The sequence below is a fragment of the Dactylosporangium sp. CA-139114 genome (assembly GCF_050955725.1).
Lineage (GTDB): Bacteria > Actinomycetota > Actinomycetes > Mycobacteriales > Micromonosporaceae > Dactylosporangium.
Map to the genome: position 1 here is coordinate 1,958,896 of NZ_CP192080.1, position 22,556 is coordinate 1,981,451.

At 72.6% G+C, this 22,556-nt stretch carries 25 protein-coding genes and 1 pseudogene; 18 read left to right on the forward strand and 8 right to left on the reverse strand.

Annotation, left to right across the window (positions count from 1 at the left end):
- The first annotated feature begins 32 nt into the window (after positions 1-32).
- The 3 genes from ACQP2P_RS08810 to ACQP2P_RS08820 are packed head-to-tail and all read left to right on the forward strand — an operon-like array spanning position 33 to position 1,539.
- A complete protein-coding gene (locus tag ACQP2P_RS08810; protein ID WP_433084916.1) occupies positions 33-353 on the forward strand; it encodes an ArsR/SmtB family transcription factor in 321 nt (106 codons plus the stop codon).
- Positions 350-769 carry an SRPBCC family protein gene (locus ACQP2P_RS08815; RefSeq protein ID WP_433614547.1) on the forward strand — a complete coding sequence of 140 codons (420 nt, stop codon included), beginning with the start codon at positions 350-352 and terminating at the stop codon, positions 767-769. The genes ACQP2P_RS08810 and ACQP2P_RS08815 overlap by 4 nt, the downstream gene beginning before the upstream one ends.
- Before the next feature lie 8 nt (positions 770-777).
- On the forward strand, positions 778-1,539 hold the full coding sequence (locus ACQP2P_RS08820) for an alpha/beta fold hydrolase (protein ID WP_433614549.1): 762 nt from the start codon (positions 778-780) through the stop codon (positions 1,537-1,539).
- A gap of 51 nt (positions 1,540-1,590) precedes the next feature.
- Here the strand turns inward: ACQP2P_RS08820 and ACQP2P_RS08825 are convergent, their stop codons facing one another.
- Both ACQP2P_RS08825 and ACQP2P_RS08830 read right to left on the reverse strand, forming a co-directional pair.
- Positions 1,591-2,781: a lyase family protein gene (locus tag ACQP2P_RS08825; RefSeq protein ID WP_433614551.1), complete on the reverse strand. Its 1,191-nt coding sequence runs from the start codon at positions 2,779-2,781 to the stop codon at positions 1,591-1,593.
- A 154-nt stretch (positions 2,782-2,935) separates the two neighbouring features.
- Positions 2,936-3,226, reverse strand: coding sequence for a hypothetical protein (locus ACQP2P_RS08830; protein ID WP_433614553.1), 291 nt, complete (start codon positions 3,224-3,226; stop codon positions 2,936-2,938).
- A 255-nt stretch (positions 3,227-3,481) separates the two neighbouring features.
- Here ACQP2P_RS08830 and ACQP2P_RS08835 point away from each other — a divergent pair, with 255 nt between their 5' ends.
- Both ACQP2P_RS08835 and ACQP2P_RS08840 read left to right on the forward strand, forming a co-directional pair.
- The gene (locus ACQP2P_RS08835) at positions 3,482-4,213 is read left to right on the forward strand and encodes a DUF4184 family protein (protein ID WP_433614555.1); all 732 of its coding nucleotides are present in this window, start codon (positions 3,482-3,484) and stop codon (positions 4,211-4,213) included.
- Positions 4,167-4,718: a GNAT family N-acetyltransferase gene (locus tag ACQP2P_RS08840; protein WP_433614557.1), complete on the forward strand. Its 552-nt coding sequence runs from the start codon at positions 4,167-4,169 to the stop codon at positions 4,716-4,718. Before ACQP2P_RS08835 ends, ACQP2P_RS08840 begins: the two co-directional genes overlap by 47 nt.
- Here ACQP2P_RS08840 and ACQP2P_RS08845 read toward each other — a convergent pair.
- Complete coding sequence (locus ACQP2P_RS08845) at positions 4,664-5,602, reverse strand: COX15/CtaA family protein (protein WP_433614559.1); 939 nt, start codon at positions 5,600-5,602, stop codon at positions 4,664-4,666. The genes ACQP2P_RS08840 and ACQP2P_RS08845 overlap by 55 nt on opposite strands.
- 147 nt (positions 5,603-5,749) lie before the next feature.
- On the opposite strand from ACQP2P_RS08845, the gene ACQP2P_RS08850 reads away from it, so the two are divergent.
- From ACQP2P_RS08850 to ACQP2P_RS08890, 9 genes and pseudogenes are all read left to right on the forward strand, one after another.
- On the forward strand, positions 5,750-6,451 hold the full coding sequence (locus tag ACQP2P_RS08850) for a helix-turn-helix transcriptional regulator (RefSeq protein ID WP_433614561.1): 702 nt from the start codon (positions 5,750-5,752) through the stop codon (positions 6,449-6,451).
- Positions 6,448-7,854 carry a Fe-S cluster assembly protein SufB gene (gene sufB / locus ACQP2P_RS08855; RefSeq protein ID WP_433614563.1) on the forward strand — a complete coding sequence of 469 codons (1,407 nt, stop codon included), beginning with the start codon at positions 6,448-6,450 and terminating at the stop codon, positions 7,852-7,854. Before ACQP2P_RS08850 ends, sufB begins: the two co-directional genes overlap by 4 nt.
- Positions 7,851-8,990 (forward strand): Fe-S cluster assembly protein SufD, encoded by a 1,140-nt coding sequence (gene sufD / locus ACQP2P_RS08860; protein ID WP_433614564.1) that lies wholly within the window; start codon positions 7,851-7,853, stop codon positions 8,988-8,990. Before sufB ends, sufD begins: the two co-directional genes overlap by 4 nt.
- Positions 8,987-9,313: a non-heme iron oxygenase ferredoxin subunit gene (locus ACQP2P_RS08865; protein ID WP_350615231.1), complete on the forward strand. Its 327-nt coding sequence runs from the start codon at positions 8,987-8,989 to the stop codon at positions 9,311-9,313. Before sufD ends, ACQP2P_RS08865 begins: the two co-directional genes overlap by 4 nt.
- Entirely contained in the window at positions 9,310-10,092 is a 783-nt protein-coding gene (gene sufC / locus ACQP2P_RS08870) for a Fe-S cluster assembly ATPase SufC (protein ID WP_433614566.1), read from the forward strand. The genes ACQP2P_RS08865 and sufC overlap by 4 nt, the downstream gene beginning before the upstream one ends.
- 13 nt (positions 10,093-10,105) lie before the next feature.
- Complete coding sequence (locus ACQP2P_RS08875) at positions 10,106-11,353, forward strand: cysteine desulfurase (RefSeq protein WP_433614568.1); 1,248 nt, start codon at positions 10,106-10,108, stop codon at positions 11,351-11,353.
- Positions 11,353-11,808, forward strand: a complete 456-nt coding sequence (gene sufU, locus ACQP2P_RS08880; RefSeq protein WP_433614570.1) for a Fe-S cluster assembly sulfur transfer protein SufU — start codon at positions 11,353-11,355, stop codon at positions 11,806-11,808. The genes ACQP2P_RS08875 and sufU overlap by 1 nt, the downstream gene beginning before the upstream one ends.
- 2 nt (positions 11,809-11,810) lie before the next feature.
- A pseudogene (locus ACQP2P_RS08885) lies at positions 11,811-12,131 on the forward strand (metal-sulfur cluster assembly factor); the annotation flags it as partial.
- A gap of 232 nt (positions 12,132-12,363) precedes the next feature.
- Positions 12,364-12,993, forward strand: coding sequence for a LysE family transporter (locus ACQP2P_RS08890; RefSeq protein WP_433614572.1), 630 nt, complete (start codon positions 12,364-12,366; stop codon positions 12,991-12,993).
- 116 nt (positions 12,994-13,109) lie between these two features.
- On the opposite strand, the gene ACQP2P_RS08895 is transcribed toward ACQP2P_RS08890, so the two are convergent.
- Both ACQP2P_RS08895 and ypfJ read right to left on the reverse strand, forming a co-directional pair.
- On the reverse strand, positions 13,110-13,775 hold the full coding sequence (locus ACQP2P_RS08895) for a DNA alkylation repair protein (protein ID WP_433614574.1): 666 nt from the start codon (positions 13,773-13,775) through the stop codon (positions 13,110-13,112).
- Positions 13,772-14,707 carry a KPN_02809 family neutral zinc metallopeptidase gene (ypfJ, locus tag ACQP2P_RS08900; protein WP_433614576.1) on the reverse strand — a complete coding sequence of 312 codons (936 nt, stop codon included), beginning with the start codon at positions 14,705-14,707 and terminating at the stop codon, positions 13,772-13,774. Before ypfJ ends, ACQP2P_RS08895 begins: the two co-directional genes overlap by 4 nt.
- 182 nt (positions 14,708-14,889) lie before the next feature.
- Here ypfJ and ACQP2P_RS08905 point away from each other — a divergent pair, with 182 nt between their 5' ends.
- Complete coding sequence (locus ACQP2P_RS08905) at positions 14,890-16,488, forward strand: ABC-F family ATP-binding cassette domain-containing protein (protein WP_433614578.1); 1,599 nt, start codon at positions 14,890-14,892, stop codon at positions 16,486-16,488.
- Between the two features lie 75 nt (positions 16,489-16,563).
- Here ACQP2P_RS08905 and ACQP2P_RS08910 read toward each other — a convergent pair whose 3' ends face one another.
- A complete protein-coding gene (locus tag ACQP2P_RS08910) occupies positions 16,564-17,367 on the reverse strand; it encodes a hypothetical protein (protein WP_433614580.1) in 804 nt (267 codons plus the stop codon).
- Positions 17,368-18,033: 666 nt separating this feature from the next.
- On the opposite strand from ACQP2P_RS08910, the gene ACQP2P_RS08915 reads away from it, so the two are divergent.
- From ACQP2P_RS08915 to ACQP2P_RS08925, 3 genes are all read left to right on the forward strand, one after another.
- The gene (locus ACQP2P_RS08915; protein WP_223102223.1) at positions 18,034-18,258 is read left to right on the forward strand and encodes a helix-turn-helix domain-containing protein; all 225 of its coding nucleotides are present in this window, start codon (positions 18,034-18,036) and stop codon (positions 18,256-18,258) included.
- Positions 18,255-19,028: an enoyl-CoA hydratase/isomerase family protein gene (locus ACQP2P_RS08920; RefSeq protein WP_433614581.1), complete on the forward strand. Its 774-nt coding sequence runs from the start codon at positions 18,255-18,257 to the stop codon at positions 19,026-19,028. The genes ACQP2P_RS08915 and ACQP2P_RS08920 overlap by 4 nt, the downstream gene beginning before the upstream one ends.
- Before the next feature lie 152 nt (positions 19,029-19,180).
- The gene (locus tag ACQP2P_RS08925) at positions 19,181-21,115 is read left to right on the forward strand and encodes an ABC transporter ATP-binding protein (protein WP_433614583.1); all 1,935 of its coding nucleotides are present in this window, start codon (positions 19,181-19,183) and stop codon (positions 21,113-21,115) included.
- Positions 21,116-21,187: 72 nt separating this feature from the next.
- Here the strand turns inward: ACQP2P_RS08925 and ACQP2P_RS08930 are convergent, their stop codons facing one another.
- Both ACQP2P_RS08930 and ACQP2P_RS08935 read right to left on the reverse strand, forming a co-directional pair.
- A complete protein-coding gene (locus ACQP2P_RS08930) occupies positions 21,188-22,021 on the reverse strand; it encodes a caspase family protein (RefSeq protein ID WP_433614585.1) in 834 nt (277 codons plus the stop codon).
- Positions 22,022-22,139: 118 nt separating this feature from the next.
- Entirely contained in the window at positions 22,140-22,487 is a 348-nt protein-coding gene (locus tag ACQP2P_RS08935; RefSeq protein ID WP_433614587.1) for a hypothetical protein, read from the reverse strand.
- Positions 22,488-22,556 lie beyond the last annotated feature (69 nt).

A 22,556-nucleotide genomic window follows, 5' to 3' on the forward strand; every position in this document is an offset into this window, starting at 1 on the left:
TTAAACCGCTCAGTTGTCGGTACCGTCGAGGCATGGTGGTCACCGACGAGCTGAGCCTCGTCTTCGCGGCCCTGGCCGATCCGACGCGCCGGGCCATCCTGGAGCGGCTCGCCGAGGGCGAGGCGACGGTCCAGCAGCTCGCCGAGCCCTTCGCGATGACCCAGCAGGCGGTCTCGAAGCATCTCAAGGTGCTGGAGAAGGCCCGGCTCATCTCGCGCACCCGCAGCGCCCAGGCCCGGCCCTGTGCGCTGGCGGGCGAGCCGCTGGCCGAGGCGGGCGGCTGGATCGAGCGGCACCGGGCCCTCTGGGCCGGCCGCCACGACCGGCTCGGCGAATACCTGGAGCGGCTGTGAGCGAGCTGACCTTCAGCCGCGTCCACCGCGCCTCGCCGGAGCTGCTGTTCGACTGCATGACCCGGCCCGAGCACCTCACGCACTTCTGGGGCCCGGCCGGCACCACGACCCCGCTCGACGGGATCGTGGTCGAGCTGCGGCCCGGCGGCCGGTTCGAGACGACGATGGTGGGCGCGGACGGCTCCGCGTACACCATGCGGGCCGTCTACGCCGAGATCGACCGCCCGCGCCGCCTCGTCTGGATCGAGGCGGACACGCGGATGCGCACCGAGGTCACGTTCGCCGACCTCGGCGACGGGCGCACCGAGGTGACGACCCACCAGACCGACGTGCCCGAGGCCTACCGCAGCGCCGAGGCGCGCGCGGGCTTCGCCACGAGCCTCGACCGCTTCGACGCCTACCTGGCCTCGCTCTAGGAGTCCCGATGCCCACCGTCATGTCCGCCGACGGCACGCCGATCGGCTACGAGTCCACCGGCTCCGGCCCGGCCCTGGTGCTGGTCGACGGCGCCTGCTGCTTCCGCGCCGCCGGCCCGATGCGCCCCCTCGCCGCCGCCCTCCAGCACCATTTCACGGTGTACTGCTACGACCGCCGCGGCCGCGGCGAGAGCGGCGACACCCAGCCCTACGCCGTGCGGCGCGAGATCGAGGACCTCCATGCGGTCGTGGCGGCCGCGGGCGGCGCGGCGAGCGTCTGCACCATGTCCTCGGGCGGGGTGATCGGGCTCGAGGCCGCCGCGGAGGGCTCGGGCATCGCCGCGCTGGCGGTGTACGAGCCGCCGCTGCTCGGCGCCGACCCCGCCTACACCGAGCGGCTGACCGGCCTGCTGGCCGAGGGCCGCCGCGGCGACGCCGTCGCGCTGTTCCAGTCGCGGGTCGGGATGCCGCCCGAGGCCATCGCCGCCTTCCGCGCCTCGCCCGGGTTCGCCGTGCTGGAGGGCATCGCGCCGACGCTCGCGTACGACGACGCCGTGCTCGGCCCCGGCCACCTGCGGCCCGGGGTCGCCGCGGCGATCACGGTCCCGGTGACCCTGATCGCGGGCGGTGCCAGCCCCGAGCCCCTGCGGGAGGCGGCGCGCTCGACCGCGGCCGCGATCCCGGGCGCGCGGTTCGAGGTGCTGGACGGCCAGACCCACGGCGTCGAGCCGGCCGCCCTCGCCCCGCTGCTCGTCAAGCTGCTGTCGTGACCCGGCCCTGAGCCCGGACGGGGCCGGGGCTGATCCGGTCGGGGCCGGCGGTCACCGCTTCGACCCGAACGCGTCCAGTGCCCGGTCGATGAGCGGCCCCACCGCGTGCAGGTCCCCGGTGACCCCGCTGCGGCTCAGGTTGCCGCGCATGACGTCGGGGTGCACCAGCAGCCGCTCCAGCGCCGAGCGCAGCCAGGACGCGGCCGAGCCGGTGGCCACGAGCAGCTCGCGCAGCGGGCGCCACTCCGCGTGCCAGGCGCCGGCCGCCCCCTCGTGCTCGTGCGCCATCGCCGCCAGCAGGTTCGCGACCAGGCCGGGGGCGGAGGCGGCGCAGCCCAGCGCGCACACCGCGGCGATCGGGTCGCGCCGGTGCGCCGTCGCCGGTGCGCCGCCGGCCGCGGAGCCGTTCGGCTGGGCCGCGCCCGGCTGCGGGTCGGCCGGGGCGCCGGAGACCTCGTCGACCTCGTGCTGGGTGAGCAGCGTCAGGTCGCGGGCGACCTTGGCCATCGCGCCCGCCGCGCAGCCCAGGGCGCCGGCCAGGTCGGCGATGCGGGTCCGCTCGGTGTGCCACGGCAGGGCGGGCTCGCGCAGGCCCAGCACCGTGGCCAGGCCCTCGAGCACGTCGGGGCCGGCGTCGCCGAAGGGGGCCAGGGTGCCCGCGGCGCCGCCGAACTGCACGGCCAGGCGGTCGGCCCGCACCTGGTCCAGGCGGCGGCGGGCGGCGTCGAGGCCGCCGAGCCAGCCGGCCGCCTTGAGGCCGAAGGTGGTCGGGGCGGCCGGGCGCAGCAGCGTCCGGCCCGTCATGGTGGTGTCCCGGTGCTCCCGGGCCAGCCGCGCGGTGAGCTCGGCGCAGGCGCCGAGGTCGGCCAGCAGCGGGCGCAGCGCGCGGGCGGCGACCAGCATGCCCGCGGTGTCGATGACGTCCTGGCTCGCCGCGCCCCGGTGCACGGCCGTGGCGTGCTCGGGCACGGCGCGGCGCAGGGCCTCGACCAGCGCTTCGACGGGATCGCCGCTCCCGGCCGCGGCCCGGCCGATCGCCGCCGCGTCGAACGCCTCGGGGCGGGCGCACGCGGCGCCGATCGCGTCCGCGGCGGCCTGCTCGAGCAGGCCGGTGAACGCCTGCACGTCGGCCAGCGCGGCCTCGACCTGCAGCATCGCGGTCAGCCAGGCGTCGTCGCCGACGGCCGCGGCGACCTCGCCGCGGGCCAGCACCTCGCCGAAGAGGCTCGAAGTCGGTCCCATGGGTTCCCTGCTGTGTGTCGAAGGCACACCATGGTATCGAGCCGTCCGTCCGCGCCCGGTCACCTTGCGTGAACCTCGCCGAGGCCGGCGGGGGCGCGGATCGGATCGACGGCACGGCGCCGGGGCGTCGTCGCCGCCGGCGCCGTGACCCGGGTTACAGGAAGTCGGTGAATCCCGGCCGGAAACGGTCATCGGGCTTGCCGAATGCCGTGAACGCCAGACCGCCCCGCGGTTCGACGCCCGGGAGGTGTTCGATCATTCGATCGTGTTCAATGACACACGCCAATGACTGTGTGAGATCGGACTCGAGCTGGTGGACCGCCTCGTCGAGGTCCTCCTCCCGCCGTGACCAGTCGATGTCTGCCTCTCGCAGCTGCTGACCGGCGAGCTTCGCAACGGCCTGCGGATCGGTGACCGCAACCTCCAGGCGGCAGTAGATCTGCATGATGAGCGGTTCCGTGTGCCCCATTGCAGAAGAGTTGCACACCCGCCAACCGGCACCATAGAAAGTGCAGATGAATTTACAACTTGGCAATGATGGGTAGGTGTGATGGTCGCGCTCATCCGCAACGTGTCATTCGAGGCGGGTGATCCTTGCACCCTCGCGCGGGTTTCGCGTGACCGGCGCAACAGGTGAGGGGTTCGTGGTGATCCCGTGGAGGCGGCCACTGGAGCCGTCCGCACGGGGCAGCATCGGCCCGTGCCTTCGACGCTGCCGACCCATCCGCTCGCCGTCCTGCCGCTGAAGCTGTGGCGCCCCCGCTGGTTCGACGGGGTGGCGCTCGCGACCGGCGCGTGCGCGCCCGACTTCGCGTACGCCCTCGACGGCCCCGGCATCCTCATCCCGAGCCACACGATCCCGGCGCTGCTGTGGTGGAGCCTGCCCACGGCGGTCGTGGTCGCCCAGCTGTGCCGCTGGGGCGCCCCGGCCGTCGCCGCGCACCTGCCGCCCTGGTTCCACGTGCGCGACTTCGGCGTGCTGGGGACCGTCCGGCACCGGTGGTGGATCACCGCGTACTCGGCCCTGCTCGGCGCGGTCAGCCACCTGCTGTGGGACCTGGTGACGCACCCGGGGCCGGTCGCCGCCTGGTGGCCGATCCGCGAGGCCAGCGACGCGGCGGGCGTCATTCTGCTGCCGGTCTTCGTGGTGTACGTCGGGATGCGCCGCAAGCTGCGCGAGTGGCACGGGGAGCCGCCCGCCGTGCCGGTGCGCCCGGCCCGCTTCTGGGGCGTGACGGCCGCGGCGCTGGCCGCGGGGGTGGCGCTCACGTGCGCGCTGGGCGATCGGCACTACTACGCCGGCAACGTGCACGTGTTCCTGGTGCGGCTGATGGTCGCGGGGTCGCTGGCGCTGGTGGCCGGGGCCCGGGCCGTACAGTCTGATCGTGCTGCTGACCGAGCGCCTCTTGCTGCGGCCGTTCCGCGCCGCTGACGCCCCCGCGCTGTCCGCCTACCGCTCCGATCCGCAGGTGGCGCGGTACCAGGGCTGGGACGCCCCATTCCCGATCGAGTCCGCGATCGCGTTCGTCGCCGGGCTGGACGGGCGCGACCCGCGGGCCGAGGGCTGGTTTCAGTTCGCCGTGCAGCTGCGCGGGACCGGCGCGCTGATCGGCGACGTCGGGGCCAACCGGCACGACCGGGGCCGGCAGGCGGAGATCGGCTTCACCCTCGCCCCGCGCTACCAGGGGCACGGCTACGCCGCCGAGGCCGTCGGCCGCGTGGTGCACCATCTGCTCGCCGAGGAGGGGCTGCACCGGGTGCACGCCTCGGTCGACGCGCGCAACGAGCGCTCGGCGCGGCTGCTGGAGCGGCTCGGCTTCCGCCGCGAGGGGCTGGAGGTGCAGAGCCAGTGGTGGAAGGGGGAGTGGACCGACGACCTGCGCTACGCCGTGCTGGCCAGCGAGTGGTCGCGGTCCGCGTCGTCCGACCCGGCCTGAGCCGGTCGCGCCGTCACCCGCGCCAGGAGGTTGAGCGTCGCCGTCCACACCAGGCAGGCGCCCAGCATGTGCAGGATGACGACGGGCCAGGGCAGACCGGTGAAGTACTGCACGAAGCCGACCACGCCCTGCGCCAGCTCGACGGCGACCAGGATCGCCGCGGCCCGGGTGACCCGCAGCGGCGCCCCGAGCGCGCGCAGGCCGAACCACATGGCCACGGAGAGTCCGACGAGCACCATCACGGCGTCGGTGTGCAGCTGGGACATGGCCTGCGGGTCGAATCCGGTGCGGGTGGCCTTGGTGTCGCCCGAGTGCGGGCCGCTGCCGGTGACGATCGTGCCCAGGACGAGCACGACCGCGGAGACGACCGTCACGAGGACTCCGGCGGTGCGCATGGCCCGCGGCGCCGTCCAGCGCGGCGGCTCCCCCCGGGTGCGGTCCCACAGCACGAAGACGAGCGCGATGAGCGCGATCGAGGCCAGGAAGTGCACCGCCACCGACCACGGGTTGAGCGCCAGCCGCACCGTGATGCCACCGAGGACGCCTTGGAACGCGATGCCGGCGAGCACCCAGACGGTGGCGCGCAGGGCCGCCTTCGAGTGACGCCGCTGCCGCCAGGCGGCCGCGATGGCGACGAGCGCGAACACGCTGAGTACACCCGTGAGCGTCCGGTTCCCGAACTCGATCACCCCGTGGTACCCCATCTCGGGGGTCGTCACGTAGGAGTCGTCGGTGCACCGGGGCCAGGTCGGGCACCCGAGCCCGGAGCCGGTGAGGCGCACGAGGCCGCCCGTGCACACGATGCCGATGTTGGCCACGAGCAGCGCCAGCGCCGCCCGGCGCAGCGTCTCGGGCCGGTCCAGCCACTCTCCGAGCCACGTCACGCGGCGATACTACGCCAGGCTACATATCGGCCCCGGCGGCAGGTTGCGGCCGGGGAGCGGCCAGGTTTGGTTAGGGTTACCTTCCGTGCGATGGATCACCCGGGCGGTGGTTTGCCCGAGTCCCGCGATTTACGTAACGTTGGTGTTGTGAAAAACGCGGAAGTGGTCGCTGCGCTCGACGGGCGCACCCGTGACCGCGTCACGGAGCTGCTGCTGCAGGAGGGCTCGGCCACCGCGACGGAACTTGGGCTCGCCCTCGGGCTGAGCCCCGCCGGCGTGCGCCGTCACCTCGACGCCATGCATGCCGAGGGGCTCGTCGAGTGCCGCGAGCGGCCCGAGCGCGGGCCGCGCGGGCGGGGCCGGCCGGCGCGCGTGTTCACGCTGACCGCGGCCGCGCGGGAGACGCTGCCGCACACCTACGACGGCCTGGCCGCCGCCGCGCTGCGCTGGATCGCCGAGCACGGCGGGCCGGGCGAGGTCTCCGCGTTCGCCGCGGCCCAGGTCGCGGGGCTCGAGGAGCGCTGCCGGGCGGCCATGGCCGAGGCCGGCGAGGACCCGCTCGCGCGGGCCGAGGCCCTCGCGCGCGCCCTGACCGCGGAGGGTTACGCTGCGGGCGCGTCGACCATCGCCACCGGCGGGCAGCTGTGTCAGCACCACTGCCCGGTGGCGCACGTCGCCGCGGAATTCTCCCAGCTGTGCGAGGCCGAGACCCAGGTGATCTCCCGCCTCGTCGGCACGCACGTCCAGCGGCTCGCCACCATCGCCAACGGCGACGGCGTCTGCACCACCCACATTCCGGCCCCGGTCCAACCCGGAGCCCGTCCCGATAGGCAAAGGATCGTGAGATGACGACTGCCGATCAGCTGGCCGGTCTCGGCCGGTACGAGTACGGCTGGGCCGACTCCGACACCGCGGGCGCCTCGGCGCGCCGTGGTCTCAACGAGGACGTCGTGCGCGACATCTCGGCGAAGAAGCGCGAGCCCCAGTGGATGCTCGACCTTCGCCTGAAGGGCCTGCGCCTGTTCGACCGCAAGCCGATGCCGGCGTGGGGCGCGGACCTGTCGCACATCGACTTCGACAACATCAAGTACTTCGTGCGCTCGACCGAGAAGCAGGCGGCGAGCTGGGACGAGCTGCCCGAGGACATCAAGAACACCTACGACAAGCTGGGCATCCCCGAGGCCGAGAAGCAGCGGCTGATCGCGGGCGTCGCGGCGCAGTACGAGTCCGAGGTCGTCTACCACAAGATCCGCGAGGACCTCGAGGAGCAGGGCGTCGTCTTCCTCGACACCGACACGGCGCTGCGGGAGCACGAGGACCTCTTCAAGGAGTACTTCGGCACCGTCATCCCCGTCGGGGACAACAAGTTCGCCGCGCTCAACACGTCGGTCTGGTCCGGCGGCAGCTTCATCTACGTGCCGAAGGGCGTGCACGTGGAGATCCCGCTGCAGGCGTACTTCCGGATCAACACCGAGAACATGGGCCAGTTCGAGCGGACCCTGATCATCGTCGACGAGGGCGCCTACGTGCACTACGTCGAGGGCTGCACCGCGCCGATCTACTCGTCGGACTCGCTGCACTCCGCGGTCGTCGAGATCGTCGTGAAGAAGAACGCTCGCTGCCGGTACACCACCATCCAGAACTGGTCGACCAACGTCTACAACCTGGTCACCAAGCGGGCGGTCTGCCACGAGGGCGCCACCATGGAGTGGATCGACGGCAACCTCGGCTCCAAGGTCACGATGAAGTACCCGGCCGTGTTCATGACCGGCGAGCACGCGAAGGGCGAGGTCCTCAGCGTCGCGATGGCCGGCGAGGGCCAGCACCAGGACGCCGGCGCGAAGATGGTGCACGCGGCCCCGCACACCTCCTCGAGCATCATCTCCAAGTCGATCGCCCGCGGCGGCGGCCGGACCTCCTACCGCGGCCTCGTGCAGGTCCTCGAGGGCTCGCACCACTCGAAGTCGACGGTCAAGTGCGACGCCCTGCTCGTCGACACGATCTCGCGCTCCGACACCTACCCCTACGTCGACATCCGCGAGGACGACGTCTCGATGGGTCACGAGGCGACGGTGTCGAAGATCAGCGACGACCAGCTCTTCTACCTCATGTCGCGCGGCCTCACCGAGGACGAGGCCATGGCGATGATCGTGCGCGGCTTCATCGAGCCGATCGCCAAGGAACTGCCCATGGAGTACGCGTTGGAGCTCAACCGGCTCATCGAGCTGCAGATGGAGGGCGCGGTCGGATGAGCGCTCCCGTTCTCGTTCCCCCGAAGACCAGGGCCCAGCAGGTCCGCTCGTTCGACGCCGGCGACTTCCCGGCGCTCACCGGCCGCGAGGAGGAGTGGCGCTTCACGCCGCTCAAGCGCCTCCGCGGCCTAGACCGCGCGGTGTTCTCGGGCGCCCCGGCGCCGAAGGTCGAGGTCGGCGAGCTGCCGCCCGGCGCGACGGTGTCGACCATCGACCGCGGCGACCCGCGGGTCGGCTCGGCCCTGACGCCGTTCGACCGCATCAGCGCGCTGGCCGCCGGGGGTGCGACCGAGGCCCTGCTGATCGCCGTGGCCCCCGACGCCGTGCTGGACAGCGCCGCGGTCGTCCGCCTCGTGGGCGCGACGACCGAGCCGGCGGCGGGCCACACCATCGTCGAGGTGGGCCGGTTCGCCGAGGCCGTGGTCGTGCTCGAGCAGACCGGCTCGGTCACGCTCGCCGACAACGTCGAGGTGCTCGTCGCCGACGGCGCCAAGCTGACCTTCGTCACCGTCACCGACTGGGCCGCGGACGCGGTGCAGGCGCAGCACGTGCGCTTCCGGCTCGGCCGCGACGCCCGCGTCACCCACGTGCAGGTGACGCTCGGCGGCGACCTCGTGCGGCAGTACACCAGCGTCGACTACACCGGGCGGGGCGGCGAGATCGAGGCGTACGGTCTCTACTTCGCCGACGCTGGCCAGCACCTCGAGCACCGGCTCCTCGTCGACCACTCGGTGCCGGACTGCCGCAGCTACGTCGCCTACCGCGGCGCGCTGCAGGGCGCCGACGCGCACACGGTGTGGGTCGGCGACGTGCTCATCCGCGCGGAGGCGACGGGCACGGACACGTACGAGATCAATCGCAACCTCGTGCTGACCGACGGCGCCCGGGCCGACTCGGTGCCCAACCTGGAGATCGAGACCGGCGAGGTCGCGGGGGCCGGGCACGCCAGCACCACCGGCCGCTTCGACGACGAGCAGCTGTTCTACCTGATGTCCCGGGGCATCCCGGACGAGCAGGCCCGCAAGCTGGTCGTGCGCGGCTTCTTCCACGAGCTGCTCGGCAAGATCCCGGTCGACGACCTCCGCGACCGCCTCGGCACCGCGATCGACGCGCGGCTGGAAGAGGCGGGCTCGTGATCAGGGTCTGTTCCGCGGCTGAGGTGGCCAAGGGCGAGGTCGTGCAGGTCACGGTCGAGGGGACCGAGATCGCGCTCGTCCACGCCGACGACGACAACTTCTACGCCGCCTACGACGAGTGCTCGCACGCGGCGGTCGCGCTGAGCGAGGGCGAGGTGGAGGGCTGCACCCTGGAGTGCTGGCTGCACGGCTCGCGCTTCGACCTGCGCACCGGCGCCCCCACCGGGCTGCCCGCCACCGAGCCGGTCCCGGTCTACCCGGTCGAGGTTCGCGACGGCGACGTCTACATCGACCTGAACCCGAGCAACGGAGTCTTGAAGTGAGCGAACTTTCGATCAGCAACCTGCAGGTCTCGGTCAAGCTGCCCGACGGTGAGCTCAAGCCGATCCTCGCCGGCGTCGACCTGACCGTCCGGGCGGGGGAGACCCACGCCATCATGGGCCCCAACGGCTCCGGCAAGTCCACGCTGGCCTACGCGATCGCGGGCCACCCGCGCTACGAGGTGACCGGCGGCGCCGTGTCGCTCGACGGCCAGGACGTGCTCGCGATGACCGTCGACGAGCGGGCCCGCGCCGGGCTGTTCCTGGCGATGCAGTATCCGGTGGAGGTCCCCGGCGTCTCCATGGCGAACTTCCTGCGGACCGCCAAGACCGCCATCGACGGCCAGGCGCCGAAGCTGCGCACCTGGTCCGGCGAGCTGCGCGGGGCCATGGAGAAGCTGCAGATGGACCCGGCCTTCGCCCAGCGCAACGTCAACGAGGGCTTCTCCGGCGGCGAGCGCAAGCGCGGCGAGATCATGCAGCTGGAGCTGCTCAAGCCGAAGATCGCCGTGCTCGACGAGACCGACTCCGGCCTCGACATCGACGCGATGCGCATCGTCAGCGACGGCGTCAACCGGGTGCGCGAGCAGGGCAACACCGGGCTGCTGCTGATCACGCACTTCACGCGCATCCTGCGCTACATCAAGCCGGACTTCGTGCACGTCTTCGTCGGCGGCAAGATCGTCGAGGAGGGCGGCCCCGAGCTCGCGGAGCAGCTGGAGAGCAGCGGGTACGAGCGCTTCCTCGCCGGCGCCGGCGCCGGCCCGGCCTCGATCGCCTGAGAAAGGCCCATACATGACCGCCCTCGACGTTGAGTCGGTTCGCAAGGACTTTCCGATCCTCGATCGCACCGTCAACGGCAAGCCGCTGGTGTACCTCGACTCGGGCAACACCTCGCAGAAGCCGCGCCAGGTGATCGACGCGATCCGCGAGCACTACGAGCGGCACAACGCCAACGTGGCCCGCTCGGTGCACACGCTGGGCACCGAGGCGACGGAGGCCTTCGAGGGGGCCCGCGCGCGCATCGCGGGCTTCGTCGGGGCCCCGTCGGCGGCCGAGATCGTCTTCACGAAGAACTCGACCGAGGCCATCAACCTGGTCGCGCACGCCTTCACGAGCAACGCCGGCGACCCGCGCCTCCGGCTCGGCCCCGGCGACGAGATCGTCGTGACCGAGATGGAGCACCACTCCAACATCGTGCCGTGGCAGCTGCTCGCCCAGCGCACCGGCGCGACCCTGCGCTGGTTCGGCCTCACCGACGAGGGCCGGCTGGACCTGAGCACCATCGACGAGCTCATCAACGAGCGCACCAAGCTCGTGTCGGTCGTGCACTACTCCAACATCCTGGGCACGATCAACCCGGTCGAGCTGCTCATCGCCAAGGCCCACGCGGCCGGCGCGCTCGTGCTGCTCGACGGCTCCCAGTCGGTGCCGCACGTGCCCGTCGACGTGGCCGCGCTCGGCGCCGACTTCGTCGCCTTCACCGGGCACAAGATGCTCGGCCCGACCGGCATCGGCGCGCTGTGGGGCCGCTTCGAGCTGCTCGACGCGATGCCCCCGTTCCTCGGCGGCGGCTCGATGATCGAGACGGTGTCGATGACCGGCACCACGTTCATGCCGCCGCCCGCGCGCTTCGAGGCCGGCACGCCGCCGATCGCGCAGGCCGTCGGGCTCGGCGCGGCCGTGGACTACCTCACCGGCGTCGGCATGGACAACGTCGTCGCGCACGAGAAGGCGCTGACCGCCCGCGCCCTGGAGGCGCTCGGGTCGCTGCCCTACGTGCGGATCATCGGCCCGGCGTCCACCGAGGACCGCGGCGCCACGATCTCGTTCACCGTCGAGGGCGTCCACCCGCACGACGTCGGGCAGATCCTCGACGACGAGGGCGTGCAGGTCCGGGTCGGCCACCACTGCGCCCGCCCCACGTGCGTGCGCTTCGGGGTGCCGGCCACCACCCGCGCCTCGTTCTACCTCTACACGACCGACGACGAGATCGACGCCCTCGTCCGCGGGGTCGAGCGGGTCTGGAAGGTCTTCGCCTGATGCAGATCGACCAGCTGTACCAGGAGATCATCCTGGACCACTACAAACACCCGCACGGCCGCGGCCTGCGCGAGCCCTTCGACGCCGAGGCGCACCACGTCAACCCGACCTGCGGCGACGAGGTGACCCTGCGCGTGCAGCTCAAGGCCGGCAGCGTCGCCGACGTGTCCTACGAGGGCATGGGCTGCTCGATCAGCCAGGCCTCCGCCAGCGTCCTCTACGACCTGCTCAAGGGCGCGACGGTCGCCGACTCCCTGCGCCGGCACGAGGCCTTCGCCGAGCTCATGGGCGGCCGGGGCCAGGTCGAGCCGGACGAGGACGTGCTGGAGGACGCGGTCGCGTTCGCGGGCGTCGCCCAATACCCGGCGCGCGTCAAGTGCGCGCTGCTGCCCTGGATGGCCTACAAGGACGCCCTGTCCCGGGCGGTCGGCACACCTTCTGAGGAGACCCCATGACCGCGGCGCTGGCCGACATCGAAGAGGCGATGAGGGACGTCGTCGACCCCGAGCTGGGGATCAACGTCGTCGACCTGGGCCTCGTCTACGGCATCCACGTCGACGACGAGAACGTCGCGACGCTGGACATGACCCTGACGTCGGCGGCCTGCCCGCTGACCGACGTGATCGAGGACCAGGCCCGCCAGGCCCTGACCACCGGCCCCGGCGGCGGCCTGGTCTCCGACATCCGCATCAACTGGGTCTGGCTCCCGCCGTGGGGCCCGGACAAGATCACCGACGAGGGCCGCGACCAGCTGCGCGCCCTCGGCTTCAACGTCTGAGCACCGCGACGCCCGAGGACTGCGACGTCCGAGGACTGCGACGTCCGAGGACTGCGACGTCCGAGGACTGCGACGTCCGAGGAATTGACTGGCGGGACCTCGGCTCCCGGCGGCATCATCGCCGCATGAGCCGAGGTCCTGTTTCGTGTCGCGCACTGTCTCCCGCCGCCGGCGAGGGGCGCACGCGACAGCAGGCCGGCGCCGTGACGGAGGCGAGCCGCAAGCCGCGCTCGTGAGCGCCGGGCTCGGCGCGGTGGTCGGCAGCGGCCTGCTCGCCGGCTACGGCGTCGCCGTCCCCGTCGGCGCGATCGGGGCGCTCATCGTCAGCCTCGCCTCGCGGCACTCGTGGCGGGTCGGCGCGGCCGCGGCCCTCGGGGCCGCCACCGCGGACGGGCTCTACGCCGTCGTCGCGGTGCTCGGGGGAGCCGCGCTCGCCGGGGTGATCGCGCCCGTCTCCGGGGCGCTGCGCTGGGTGGCGTTCGCGGTCCTGATGATCCTGGCCGGCAGAACCGCCCGGGACGCGGTGCGGCACCGGCACGAGAGCGCCACGCCGCGCCCGGCCGGCGGGCGCCGGGCCTACCTGACGCTGCTCGGGCTCACGCTGCTCAACCCGGTCACCATCGTCTACTTCGGCTCGCTCGTGCTCGGGCGCCGGGCCGGCGACGGGCCGCCGGCCGGGGCCGACGCGCTGTGGGTCGCGGCGGCGTTCGTGGCGTCGGCGAGCTGGCAGCTGTTCCTGGCGGCGAGCGGGTCGCTGCTGGGGCGGGTGCTCACCGGGGCCCGGGGCCGGTTCTGGTCGGCGATCGTGTCGAGCGCGGTGATCGCGGTGCTGGCCGTGCTGCTGGTCGTCCCGGGGGCTTGAGCGCCTCGGGCACGGCAGCGCCGCCGGTCAGTCCGGTGCTTGAGCGGCTCGCGCACCGGCAGCGCTGTCGGTCAGCCCAGGTGCTTGAGCGGCTCGCGCACCGGCAGCGCTGTCGGTCAGCCCAGGTGCTTGAGCGCCTCGCGCACCGACAGCGGGGACAGGCCGGGGTGGGTGCCGACGAACGCGCGGACCCCGGCCGGGTCGGTGCGGGCATACTGCCGCAGCGCCCAGCCGATGCCCTTGCGGATGAAGAAGTCCCGCTCGCCCGACCAGCGGTCGCAGTAGTCGAAGAGGCGGGCGCGGTCGGTCTGCTCGCGGTACCGGAGCTGATGCAGGATCGCCGTGCGCACCAGCCACAGGTCGGTCCCCGCGGCCGTCCACGCGTCCATGGTGGACACACACGCCGGGTGCGCCAGCACGAGCGGGCCGACCACGTTGGACGCCAGCGTGTCGACGGTGTCCCACCAGGACCTGGTGGTGATGAGCTCGCGCAGCACGGGCAGCGCGGCCGGGGTGAGCACCTTCACGTGCCTGCGCAGGTAGTCGCAGGCGAAGTACTGGTACTCCCGCTCGGGAAGCTCCCAGCACGCGCGGGCCGTGGCCAGCAGCTCGGGCTCGCTCGGTCGGGGCTGGCCGCGCAGGACGTCGAGGGTCAGCTCGCGCCTCGGCACGCTGGTGATGCCGAGGAACTCGAAGCGGTCCCGCATGTACGCACGCATCGGCGCGGCCTGCCCAGGATCGGCGGCCGCGCCGAAGAGGTGCTCCAGTCGCCGCAGGATCACAGGTTGCTGGTGTTGAACGTGTCGCACTGGCGCGGGTCGCCGGTGTTGTACCCCTGCGTGAACCACTTCTTGCGCTGGGCCGACGTGCCGTGCGTGAACCCGTCCGGGTTGACCTTCTGGCCGGCCTTCTTCTGGATCGCGTCGTCGCCGATGGCCTCGGCGGTCTGGATGGCCTCGGCGATGTCCTGGTCCGTGATGGACTTGAACAGCGCGTCGCCCTGCGGGTCCTTGGTCTGCGTCGCGTGGTTGGCCCAGGTGCCCGCGTAGCAGTCCGCCTGCAGCTCCAGGCGCACCGAGGCGGAGCTGGCCCCCTGCTGGGCGCCCTGCTGCGCCTTGGCGTTGGTGCCGAGCAGGTTTTGGATGTGGTGGCCGTACTCGTGCGCGAGCACGTACGGCGCCGCGAACTCGCCAGACGCGCCGAAGCGGCTGTTGAGCTCGTTGTAGAAGGTCAGGTCGATGTACACCTGGCTGTCGGCCGGGCAGTAGAACGGCCCGACGCCCGAGTCGGCCGCGCCGCAGCCGGTGTTCACGGACTGGCTGAAGAAGTTCGTCTTCGCCGGCTGGTACTGCTTGCCGAACGCCTCCGGCATCTCCGTCTTCCAGTAGGCCTGGACGGAGTTGATGTAGAGCACGTTGCGGCAGTCGGCGTTCTTGAAGCGGTCCTTGTTCGACTTGTCACACTGCTGGTTCAGCGCGGAGTTGTCGGGCTTGGCGCTGCCGCCGCCCCCGCCGCCCAGCAGGCCGCTGCCGAAGAGGCCGCCACCGCCGCAGAGCACCACGGCCAGGATGATGACCGTGACGATGATGCCGCCGCGGCCGCCGCCGATCGGGATCGGGATGCCACCGATGCCACCGCCTCCACCGCCGCCGCCCGACCCGCGCAGGTCATTGACCTGGCTGGTGTCGAGATCGGCGTCGTCGTTGAACTCCATCGCACACCTCGGGGGTTGATATCGACCGGCATCTGCTGAGCGGCACGTACCCGTTGATCTTGTGACGTAATCGTGTGGCGGGGCCACCCGGGTCGCACGGTAGACTATCGCCGTGATCACGCAGAGGGAGTGACTCCGGCACGACACCAGGAGTCTGTCCCCATTGAGAAAGAGAGCTCTCCGTGATCACGGCCAACAGCCTCGAGCTGCGCGCTGGCGCCCGCATCCTGCTCAGTGACATCAACCTGCGCGTGCAGCCCGGGGACCGCATCGGTCTCGTCGGGCGCAACGGCGCCGGCAAGACCACCACCCTCAAGGTGCTCGCGGGCGAGGGCACCCCGCACGCGGGCAGCGTGGAGCGGCGCGGCCCCGTCGGCTACCTGCCCCAGGACCCGCGCACCGGCGACCTCGAGGTCACGGCCCGCGACCGGGTGCTCTCCGCGCGCGGCCTGGACACCATCTACGCCGAGATGAAGGCGCTCGAGGAGCGGCTGGGCGACGACGAGCGGCTGATCCGGCGGTACGGGCAGCTCGAGGACCAGTTCGCCGGGCTCGGCGGCTACGCGGCCGAGGCCGAGGCCGCCCGCATCTGCGCCAACCTGGGCCTGCCCGACCGCGTGCTCGCCCAGACCATCGGCACCATGTCCGGCGGTCAGCGCCGCCGCATCGAGCTGGCCCGCATCCTCTTCCGCGACGCGAGCGCCACCGGCGGCGGCATCCTGCTGCTCGACGAGCCCACCAACCACCTCGACGCCGACAGCATCACCTGGCTGCGCGGGTTCCTGTCCAGCCACAAGGGCGGGCTGGTGGTCATCTCCCACGACGTCGACCTGCTCGACGCGATCGTCAACAAGGTGTGGTATCTCGACGCCAACCGGGCCACGATCGACTTCTACAACGTGGGCTGGAAGCTGTACCAGCAGCAGCGCGAGACCGACGAGAAGCGCCGCCGCCGCGAGCGCGCCAACGCCGAGAAGAAGGCCGGCGCCCTCATGGCCCAGGCCGACAAGATGCGCGCCAAGGCCACGAAGACGGTCGCGGCCCAGAACATGGCCCGCCGCGCCGAGCGGATGCTCGACGGTCTCGAAGAGGTCCGCACCGCCGACAAGGTGGCGAAGGTCCGCTTCCCCGAGCCCAAGTCCTGCGGCAAGACCCCGCTGACCGCGCGCGGGCTGTCGAAGTCCTACGGCTCGCTCGAGATCTTCATGGACGTCAACGTCGCCGTGGACCGCGGCTCCCGGGTGGCCATCCTCGGCCTCAACGGCGCCGGCAAGACCACGCTGCTGCGCATGCTCGCGGGCGAGCTCGACCCCGACACCGGCGAGGTGACCCCGGGCCACGGCCTCCAGCGCGGGTACTACGCCCAGGAGCACGAGCAGCTCGACGTCGACCGCACCATCCTGCAGATCATGCGCTCGGCCGCGCCCGAGCAGAACGACACCGAGCTGCGCAAGATCCTCGGCGCCTTCCTGTTCACGGGCGACGACGTGGACAAGCCCGCCGGGGTGCTGTCCGGCGGCGAGAAGACCCGGCTGGCGCTGGCGACCCTGGTCTGCTCCGGCGCGAACGTCCTGCTGCTGGACGAGCCGACGAACAACCTCGACCCGATCAGCCGCGAGCAGGTGCTCGACGCGATCGCCCGCTACCCCGGCGCCATCGTGCTGGTGACGCACGACCCGGGGGCGGTGCAGGCGCTGAAGCCGGACCGGGCGATCCTGCTGCCGGACGGCGTGGAGGACGCGTGGAGCGACGACCTGCTGGAGCTGGTCGAGCTCGCCTGACGTGCGCCCGGGGCCGGCATGCCGGGCGCTTCGCGCCGCGACATTCCGGGTGTTTCGCCCGCCGGGTGACCTGTCCTACCAGGGGGTCACGAGCACGCCCTCGATGATCACCGCGACGAGCGCCCCCAGGCCCGCGAGCAGCAGCGGCGTGGGCGGCGGGTCGCCGGCCGGGCGCTGCGGGGCCACGGCCGCGACCGTGAGCCAGGGAAAGAACGGCAGCCAGGCGTGCTCGACCCCGCCCCGGGCCAGGCCCGCGGTGATCGAGAACACCACGGCGGCGCCCGCGCCCACGAGGAACGGCCACATGGCGGTGTTGCGAACCTTGCGGGCGCTGGCGAACAGCGGCGGACCGGCCGCGAGCAGGAGCACGACGACGCTGATGGCGCTCCACCAGAGCACCGAACGGTACGGTGCCACGCGGACCGCGTAGTCCGTCTCCGCGGCCACGAGGCCGTCCGCCCACCCGAACCCGAGCAGCCGCGCGCCCAGGACGGGCAGCAGCGCGCCCACGCCGCTGAGGACGTTGAGGGAGGCGCGGCGGCGGGCGAAGTACACACACACCAGCGAGAGCCCGAGCCACGGCGCGGAGTAGGAGAACAGCGCGGCCACCCCGATCAGCAGGCCGGCCAGCACCGCCCAGCCCGTCGCCGCCCAGCCGCGCACCCGGCGCCGGCTCGCGCGCAGGCCGGAAACGATCGCCGCGGCGCCCAGCACGGCGACGAGGCCGTCGAGGCTGACCGCGGTCCAGATCGCGTACGGGGCGAGGACCAGCACCGGCAGGTACCGTCGCGCCGCCACCTCGCCGACCGAGTCGCGCACCGCGGCGAGCACGAGGGGAATCGTGAGCACCGATACCGCGGTGATCAGGAAACCGAGCACAATGTGGTCGTCGACGCCGATTCGTTGCAGCGCCCACAAAAAGAGTACGGGGCCCGGAGGATGGCCCCGCGAAGCTACCGAGTGGTACGCCGCGTCGGCCGTGAAATGTCTGAGGTATGTGCGTGGGGAGTCGCCCACCTGTGCGACGTCCCCCAGATATTCCTCCGGTGAGCCCAAGGCTTTCGTAAGGCCCGACCAGCCATCGACAAGCGCCAAAGCAATTGCCCACAGCAGGCCTGCCGTGTACCCGAAAAGCTGAATTTCGTGCCATCTCCACCGGGTGAACCGGCTCGCCGCGGCGGTCCACAGGGTCCCGGCCGCGACGACGGGGGCCAGGATCGATCCGAGACCGATTCTGATCTTGTACCTTCCGAGGAAGGGGGCGCTGGCGGTGCCCAGACGCGCGTCGAGCTGCACCGCGAGCGCCGCCAGGGCGAGGCCGCCGAGGGCCAGGAGCAGCCAACACAGCGCATCGATGCGCTCACGGTGCGCAGTGCGTGGTGGGGCCGTGGCCGGTTCGCTCAACACGGTGCAACACGGTATCGGGTGGCGGACAATGCTCTGCGTGTCGGTTGGCGCCCCGTCGATATCTAGCGCATGATCGTTCGAGGCGGTCTAATAGGTGGGACCGCACCAACCGCTCTGTCTGGGACGTGAGGGATCAGCATGGCAGCCACCGCCACCACCAGCACCGAGAAGGGCCGCCGGATCATCGGCGCCGAAAGGCAGACGCTGGCGAAGGACCTCGTGAAGCGGTACACCAACGGTGAGAGTATCCGTGCACTCGCCGCTTCCACCGGCCGTTCCTACGGATTCGTGCACCGTGTGCTGACCGAATCCGGCGTTCAGCTTCGCCAGCGTGGCGGCGCGCGCCGCCGCAAGAAGGCGTGAGCACCAACTCCTCGGCCAGCGCCGCACCCGGGTCGGGTGAGGCGCGCTTCGACCTCGACGGGCCGGTCGCGACGGTGACGTTGTGCCGGCCCCAGGTCCTCAACGCGCAGACCCCCGCGCTCTGGGCCGATCTGCGCGAGTTCGGGCGGACACTGCCGGGTGACATCCGTGTCGTCATCGTCCGCGGCGAGGGACGGGCCTTCTCAGCCGGGCTCGACACCACCGCCGCGACCGCGATGCTCGGCGAGATCGCCGCCGGTCCGGACTCCGACGCCCGCATCGCGGGCTTCCAGGAGGCATTCGCCTGGCTGCGCCGGCCCTCGCTGATCTCGATCGCCGCCGTGCAGGGCCACGCCATCGGGGCCGGCTTCCAGGTGGCCCTCGCCTGCGACTTCCGCGTCGCGGCCGAGGACGTCTCGTTCAGCATGGCCGAGATCAAGCTCGGCCTCGTGCCCGACCTGGGCGGCACCAAGCGCCTGGTCGAGCTGGTCGGCTACGCCCGGGCGCTCGAGCTGTGCGTGACCGGGCGGCGGGTGACGGCCGCCGAGGCGTCCCAGATCGGCCTGGCCAATGTGGTCGTACCGCGGGACGAGCTCGACGACGCCGCCAAGGACCTCGCGGCGGCCGTGCTCGCCGGCCCGCGGGACGCGGTGATCGAGATCAAGGCGCTGCTGGCGCAGGCCGCGGCGCACACGTTCGCCGAGCAGGAGGCCGCCGAGCGCGCGGCCCAGCTGCGGCGGATCGCCGACCTGACCGGTCGCGGCGAGTGAGCGGCGAGCCAGGCCGACGGTCCTAGGACCAGCCGACGGTCCTAGGACCAAAGGCCTGGTCGCCGCCGGGAAGCCGGGGCGTCCTCCGGAAGTTGTCGTACCTGCCGGGCACAATCACCCGGCAGGTACTTCTTTGTTCGGGGGTGTGCGGCATGTCCTCGCCGATGAGCAGCATGACGGGGTGGGAGACCCTGCGCTCGCTGCGCAAGGCCGACGAGCTGGCCGGCAAGAAGCTCGGCCGCGACACGACCAGGCGCATCCTGCGCTTCGCCCGGCCCTACCGGCGAGACATCACCGTCTTCCTGCTCACGGTCGTGATCGGGGCCGGCATCGGGGTCGCGACCCCCTATCTTGCCGGCGACGTCGTCAACAAGATCGGCCGCGGCGGGCCCGACGCCGGGGCGGCGGTCGTGCGGATCGCGCTGATCATCGGCGGGCTCGCGATCGTCGACGCGCTGCTGTCGCTCGCCCAACGGTGGTATTCCGCACGCATCGGCGAGGGCATCATCCTCGCGCTGCGCCGGCTCGTCTACGACCACGTGCAGCGCATGCCCCTGCAGTTCTTCACCCGCACCCAGACCGGGGCCCTGGTGAGCCGGCTCAACAACGACGTGCAGGGCGCCCAGCGCGCCTTCACCTCGACGCTGTCGGGCGTGGTCAGCAACGTCATCCAGCTCGTGCTCACCGCGGCCGTCATGCTCACGCTGTCGTGGCAGATCACCCTCATCTCGCTGGTGATGCTGCCCCTGTTCATCCTCCCCGCGCGCCGGGTCGGCAAGCGGCTGGCCGCGATCACCCGCGAGGCCTACCAGCTCGACGCGAAGATGAACGCCACCATGACCGAGCGGTTCGGCGTCGCCGGCGCCCTGCTCGTCAAGCTCTTCGGCCGCCCCGACGACGAGGCCGAGCGCTTCGCCGAGCGGGCCGGGCGGGTGCGCGACATCGGCATCCAGACGGCGATGTTCAGCCGCGTCTTCTTCGTCAGCATGCTGCTCGTGGCCTCGCTGGCCCAAGCGCTCACCTACGGCCTGGGCGGCTGGTTCGCGGTGCACGGCCGCATCACCGCCGGCACCGTGGTGACGCTCGCCCTGCTGCTCACCCGGCTCTACGGTCCGCTGACGGCCCTGTCCAACGTGCGCGTCGACGTCATGAGCGCGCTGGTCAGCTTCGAGCGCGTCTTCGAGGTGCTCGACCTGGCCCCGTCGATCGCCGAGCGGCCGGACGCCCGCGAGATCCCCCGCGGCGCGGCGAGCGTCGAGTTCCGCGACGTCCGCTTCCGGTACCCGTCCGCCGCCGAGATCTCGCTCGCCTCGCTCGAGGACGTCGCCGCGCTCGACCGCACCGTCACCGAGGAGGTGCTGCGGGGCGTGTCGTTCACCGTGGCGCCCGGCCGGATGGTCGCGCTCGTCGGCCCCTCCGGCGCCGGGAAGTCCACGACGGCGATGCTGCTGCCGCGGGTGTACGACGCGACGGGCGGCGCGGTCCTCGTCGGCGGCGTCGACGTGCGCGAGGCGACGCTGCAGTCGCTGCGCGACACGATCGGCGTCGTCACCCAGGACTCGCACCTGTTCCACGAGACCATCGCCGAGAACCTGCGCTACGCCAAGCCGGGGGCGACGGACGAGGAGCTGTGGACGGCGCTGCGGCGGGCCCAGGTGGGCGATCTCGTGGAGTCGCTGCCGGACGGCCTCGACACGGTGGTGGGGGAGCGGGGCTACCGCTTCTCCGGCGGCGAGAAGCAGCGCATCGCGATCGCGCGGCTGCTGCTCAAGGCCCCGTCGATCGTGATCCTGGACGAGGCGACGGCCCATCTCGACTCGGAGTCGGAGGCGGCCGTGCAGCGCGCCCTCGCCGAGGCCCTGGCCGGGCGCACCGCGCTGGTGATCGCGCACCGGCTGAGCACCATCCGCGACGCCGACGAGATCCTGGTCGTGGACGCGGGGCGGATCGTGGAGCGCGGGACGCACGACGCGCTGGTGGCGGCGGGCGGGTTGTATGCGGAGCTGTACCGCACGCAGTTCGCCGTCGTCGACTCCCCGCTGCCCCCGGTCGACTCCCCGCTGCCCCGCCCGGCCGCCACCGCCTAGCCGTCCCCTGCCGCCGCCCTGCGCGTCCCGGCGAGCCCGGACGCGCGGGGCGGCCCGTCGCGGTGCCGCGGGTCAGGCGAGCAGGGTCCAGGCGAGCTGTTCCTTGGTCCCCTGCAGGGCCGGGGTCTGCGGGTAGTCCTGGCTCGGGAGCACGGTGCGGATCGCGCGCATCCAGTCGCGGTACGTCGCCGTGGGGGCGAGCCGGTTCAGGGTGGACAGCGCGACGTGGGTGAAGGCGCCGTTGGGGCGGTCGTCGAAGGTGGCGTCGTAGGAGTACTCGGCGTCGCGGCAGCCGGCCAGCAGCAGGGCCGTCGGGCGGCGGTCGGTCGTCGCCTCGCGGGTCGTGGGCCGGGGTGCGGCCGTGAGCCGTTGCGGGGCCGGGCCGGCGGGCGGGAGCTGGGCCGCGCGCAGGTGCTGGTGCGGTGGCAGGAACGTGGCCGGGGGCAGGAAGCGCGTGCGGGACGGGTGGTCGCCGATCGGGTGGTGCAGCCTCGTCAGGGTGCCCGAGTGGCAGGAGTCGGAGATCAGGACCGTGCGCACGCCGGGGGCGGCCAGGGCGAACATGTCGTGCAGCTCGTCGTCGAGCAGGGGGCCGTTCGCGGCGATGTCGTGCGGGCAGATGGCCTCGTCGCGGTGGTCGGGCTCGTCGCCGTCGGCGTCGGGGAGCCAGGTGCCGTGGCCGGAGTACGTGATGACGACCGCGTCGCCGCCGGTCGTATCGGCCAGCAGGTCGCGGATGCCCGCCCGGATCGCGGCGCCGGTGGCGGACGCGTCGAGCAGCAGCCGCGTGTCGAAGCCGCGCGCGACGAGCGCGGCGGCCCAGTCGTCGGCGTCGTTGCGGCAGCCGGCGAGGTCGTTCTCGGTGCCGGGATAGTCGTTGATCCCGATGCACAGTGCGAGTTTCATGGTTCCCCCGTGGTCGGATGTGGACCTTACGCACAGATGGCGTCACGGAGGGTGGCCGCGGTTGGGTGGGCGGCGTCGCTCGATCGGCGCCCGTCGCTCAAACGCACAAATCGGACCGCTACGGCGCGGGCGGTCCCGGCCGGCGCTCAGGGAGCGGTGCACCCTTGACCGGCGGCAGCGACCGGCCGCCGGTCAAGGGTGCACCGCCCGCCTGGCCGGGCCGGTGCTGCCGGCCGGCCCGGCCGGGCGCGTCGAGATCGAGGCTTGCCGGCCGGGCGCCGTCGGGGGAGCCGGAAGCGTCGGAGGCGTCGCCCGGTGGTGCCGGGGTGCGCCGGGCCGCGCGGGGTGGGCGGGCGGCCGGTGGGGCCGCGGCGGGGGGCAGGCCCGGGGACGGCGCGTCGAGCGCGGCGAACACGCGGCGCAGCTCGGCCAGCAGGGCCTCGTCCTCGTCGTCGGGGGCGGTCATGACCGCGCGCGTCTGGGGCTCCGGCGGGTGGACGCCGTGCGGAACCGTGCGGTTCGTGGGTGCAAGGTG

Excerpts from the sequence above, each read along its gene's own strand:
- sufB (WP_433614563.1), top strand. The coding sequence starts at position 6,448 with ATGACGACTGCCGATCAGCTGGCCGGTCTCGGCCGGTACGAGTACGGC.
- sufD (WP_433614564.1), top strand. The coding sequence starts at position 7,851 with ATGAGCGCTCCCGTTCTCGTTCCCCCGAAGACCAGGGCCCAGCAGGTC.
- ACQP2P_RS08830 (WP_433614553.1), bottom strand. The coding sequence starts at position 3,226 with ATGCAGATCTACTGCCGCCTGGAGGTTGCGGTCACCGATCCGCAGGCC.
- ACQP2P_RS08915 (WP_223102223.1), top strand. The coding sequence starts at position 18,034 with ATGGCAGCCACCGCCACCACCAGCACCGAGAAGGGCCGCCGGATCATC.
- ACQP2P_RS08825 (WP_433614551.1), bottom strand. The coding sequence starts at position 2,781 with ATGGGACCGACTTCGAGCCTCTTCGGCGAGGTGCTGGCCCGCGGCGAG.
- ACQP2P_RS08935 (WP_433614587.1), bottom strand. The coding sequence starts at position 22,487 with ATGACCGCCCCCGACGACGAGGACGAGGCCCTGCTGGCCGAGCTGCGC.
- ACQP2P_RS08925 (WP_433614583.1), top strand. The coding sequence starts at position 19,181 with ATGTCCTCGCCGATGAGCAGCATGACGGGGTGGGAGACCCTGCGCTCG.
- ACQP2P_RS08875 (WP_433614568.1), top strand. The coding sequence starts at position 10,106 with ATGACCGCCCTCGACGTTGAGTCGGTTCGCAAGGACTTTCCGATCCTC.
- ACQP2P_RS08820 (WP_433614549.1), top strand. The coding sequence starts at position 778 with ATGCCCACCGTCATGTCCGCCGACGGCACGCCGATCGGCTACGAGTCC.
- ACQP2P_RS08930 (WP_433614585.1), bottom strand. The coding sequence starts at position 22,021 with ATGAAACTCGCACTGTGCATCGGGATCAACGACTATCCCGGCACCGAG.
- sufU (WP_433614570.1), top strand. The coding sequence starts at position 11,353 with ATGCAGATCGACCAGCTGTACCAGGAGATCATCCTGGACCACTACAAA.
- ypfJ (WP_433614576.1), bottom strand. The coding sequence starts at position 14,707 with ATGGAGTTCAACGACGACGCCGATCTCGACACCAGCCAGGTCAATGAC.
- ACQP2P_RS08810 (WP_433084916.1), top strand. The coding sequence starts at position 33 with ATGGTGGTCACCGACGAGCTGAGCCTCGTCTTCGCGGCCCTGGCCGAT.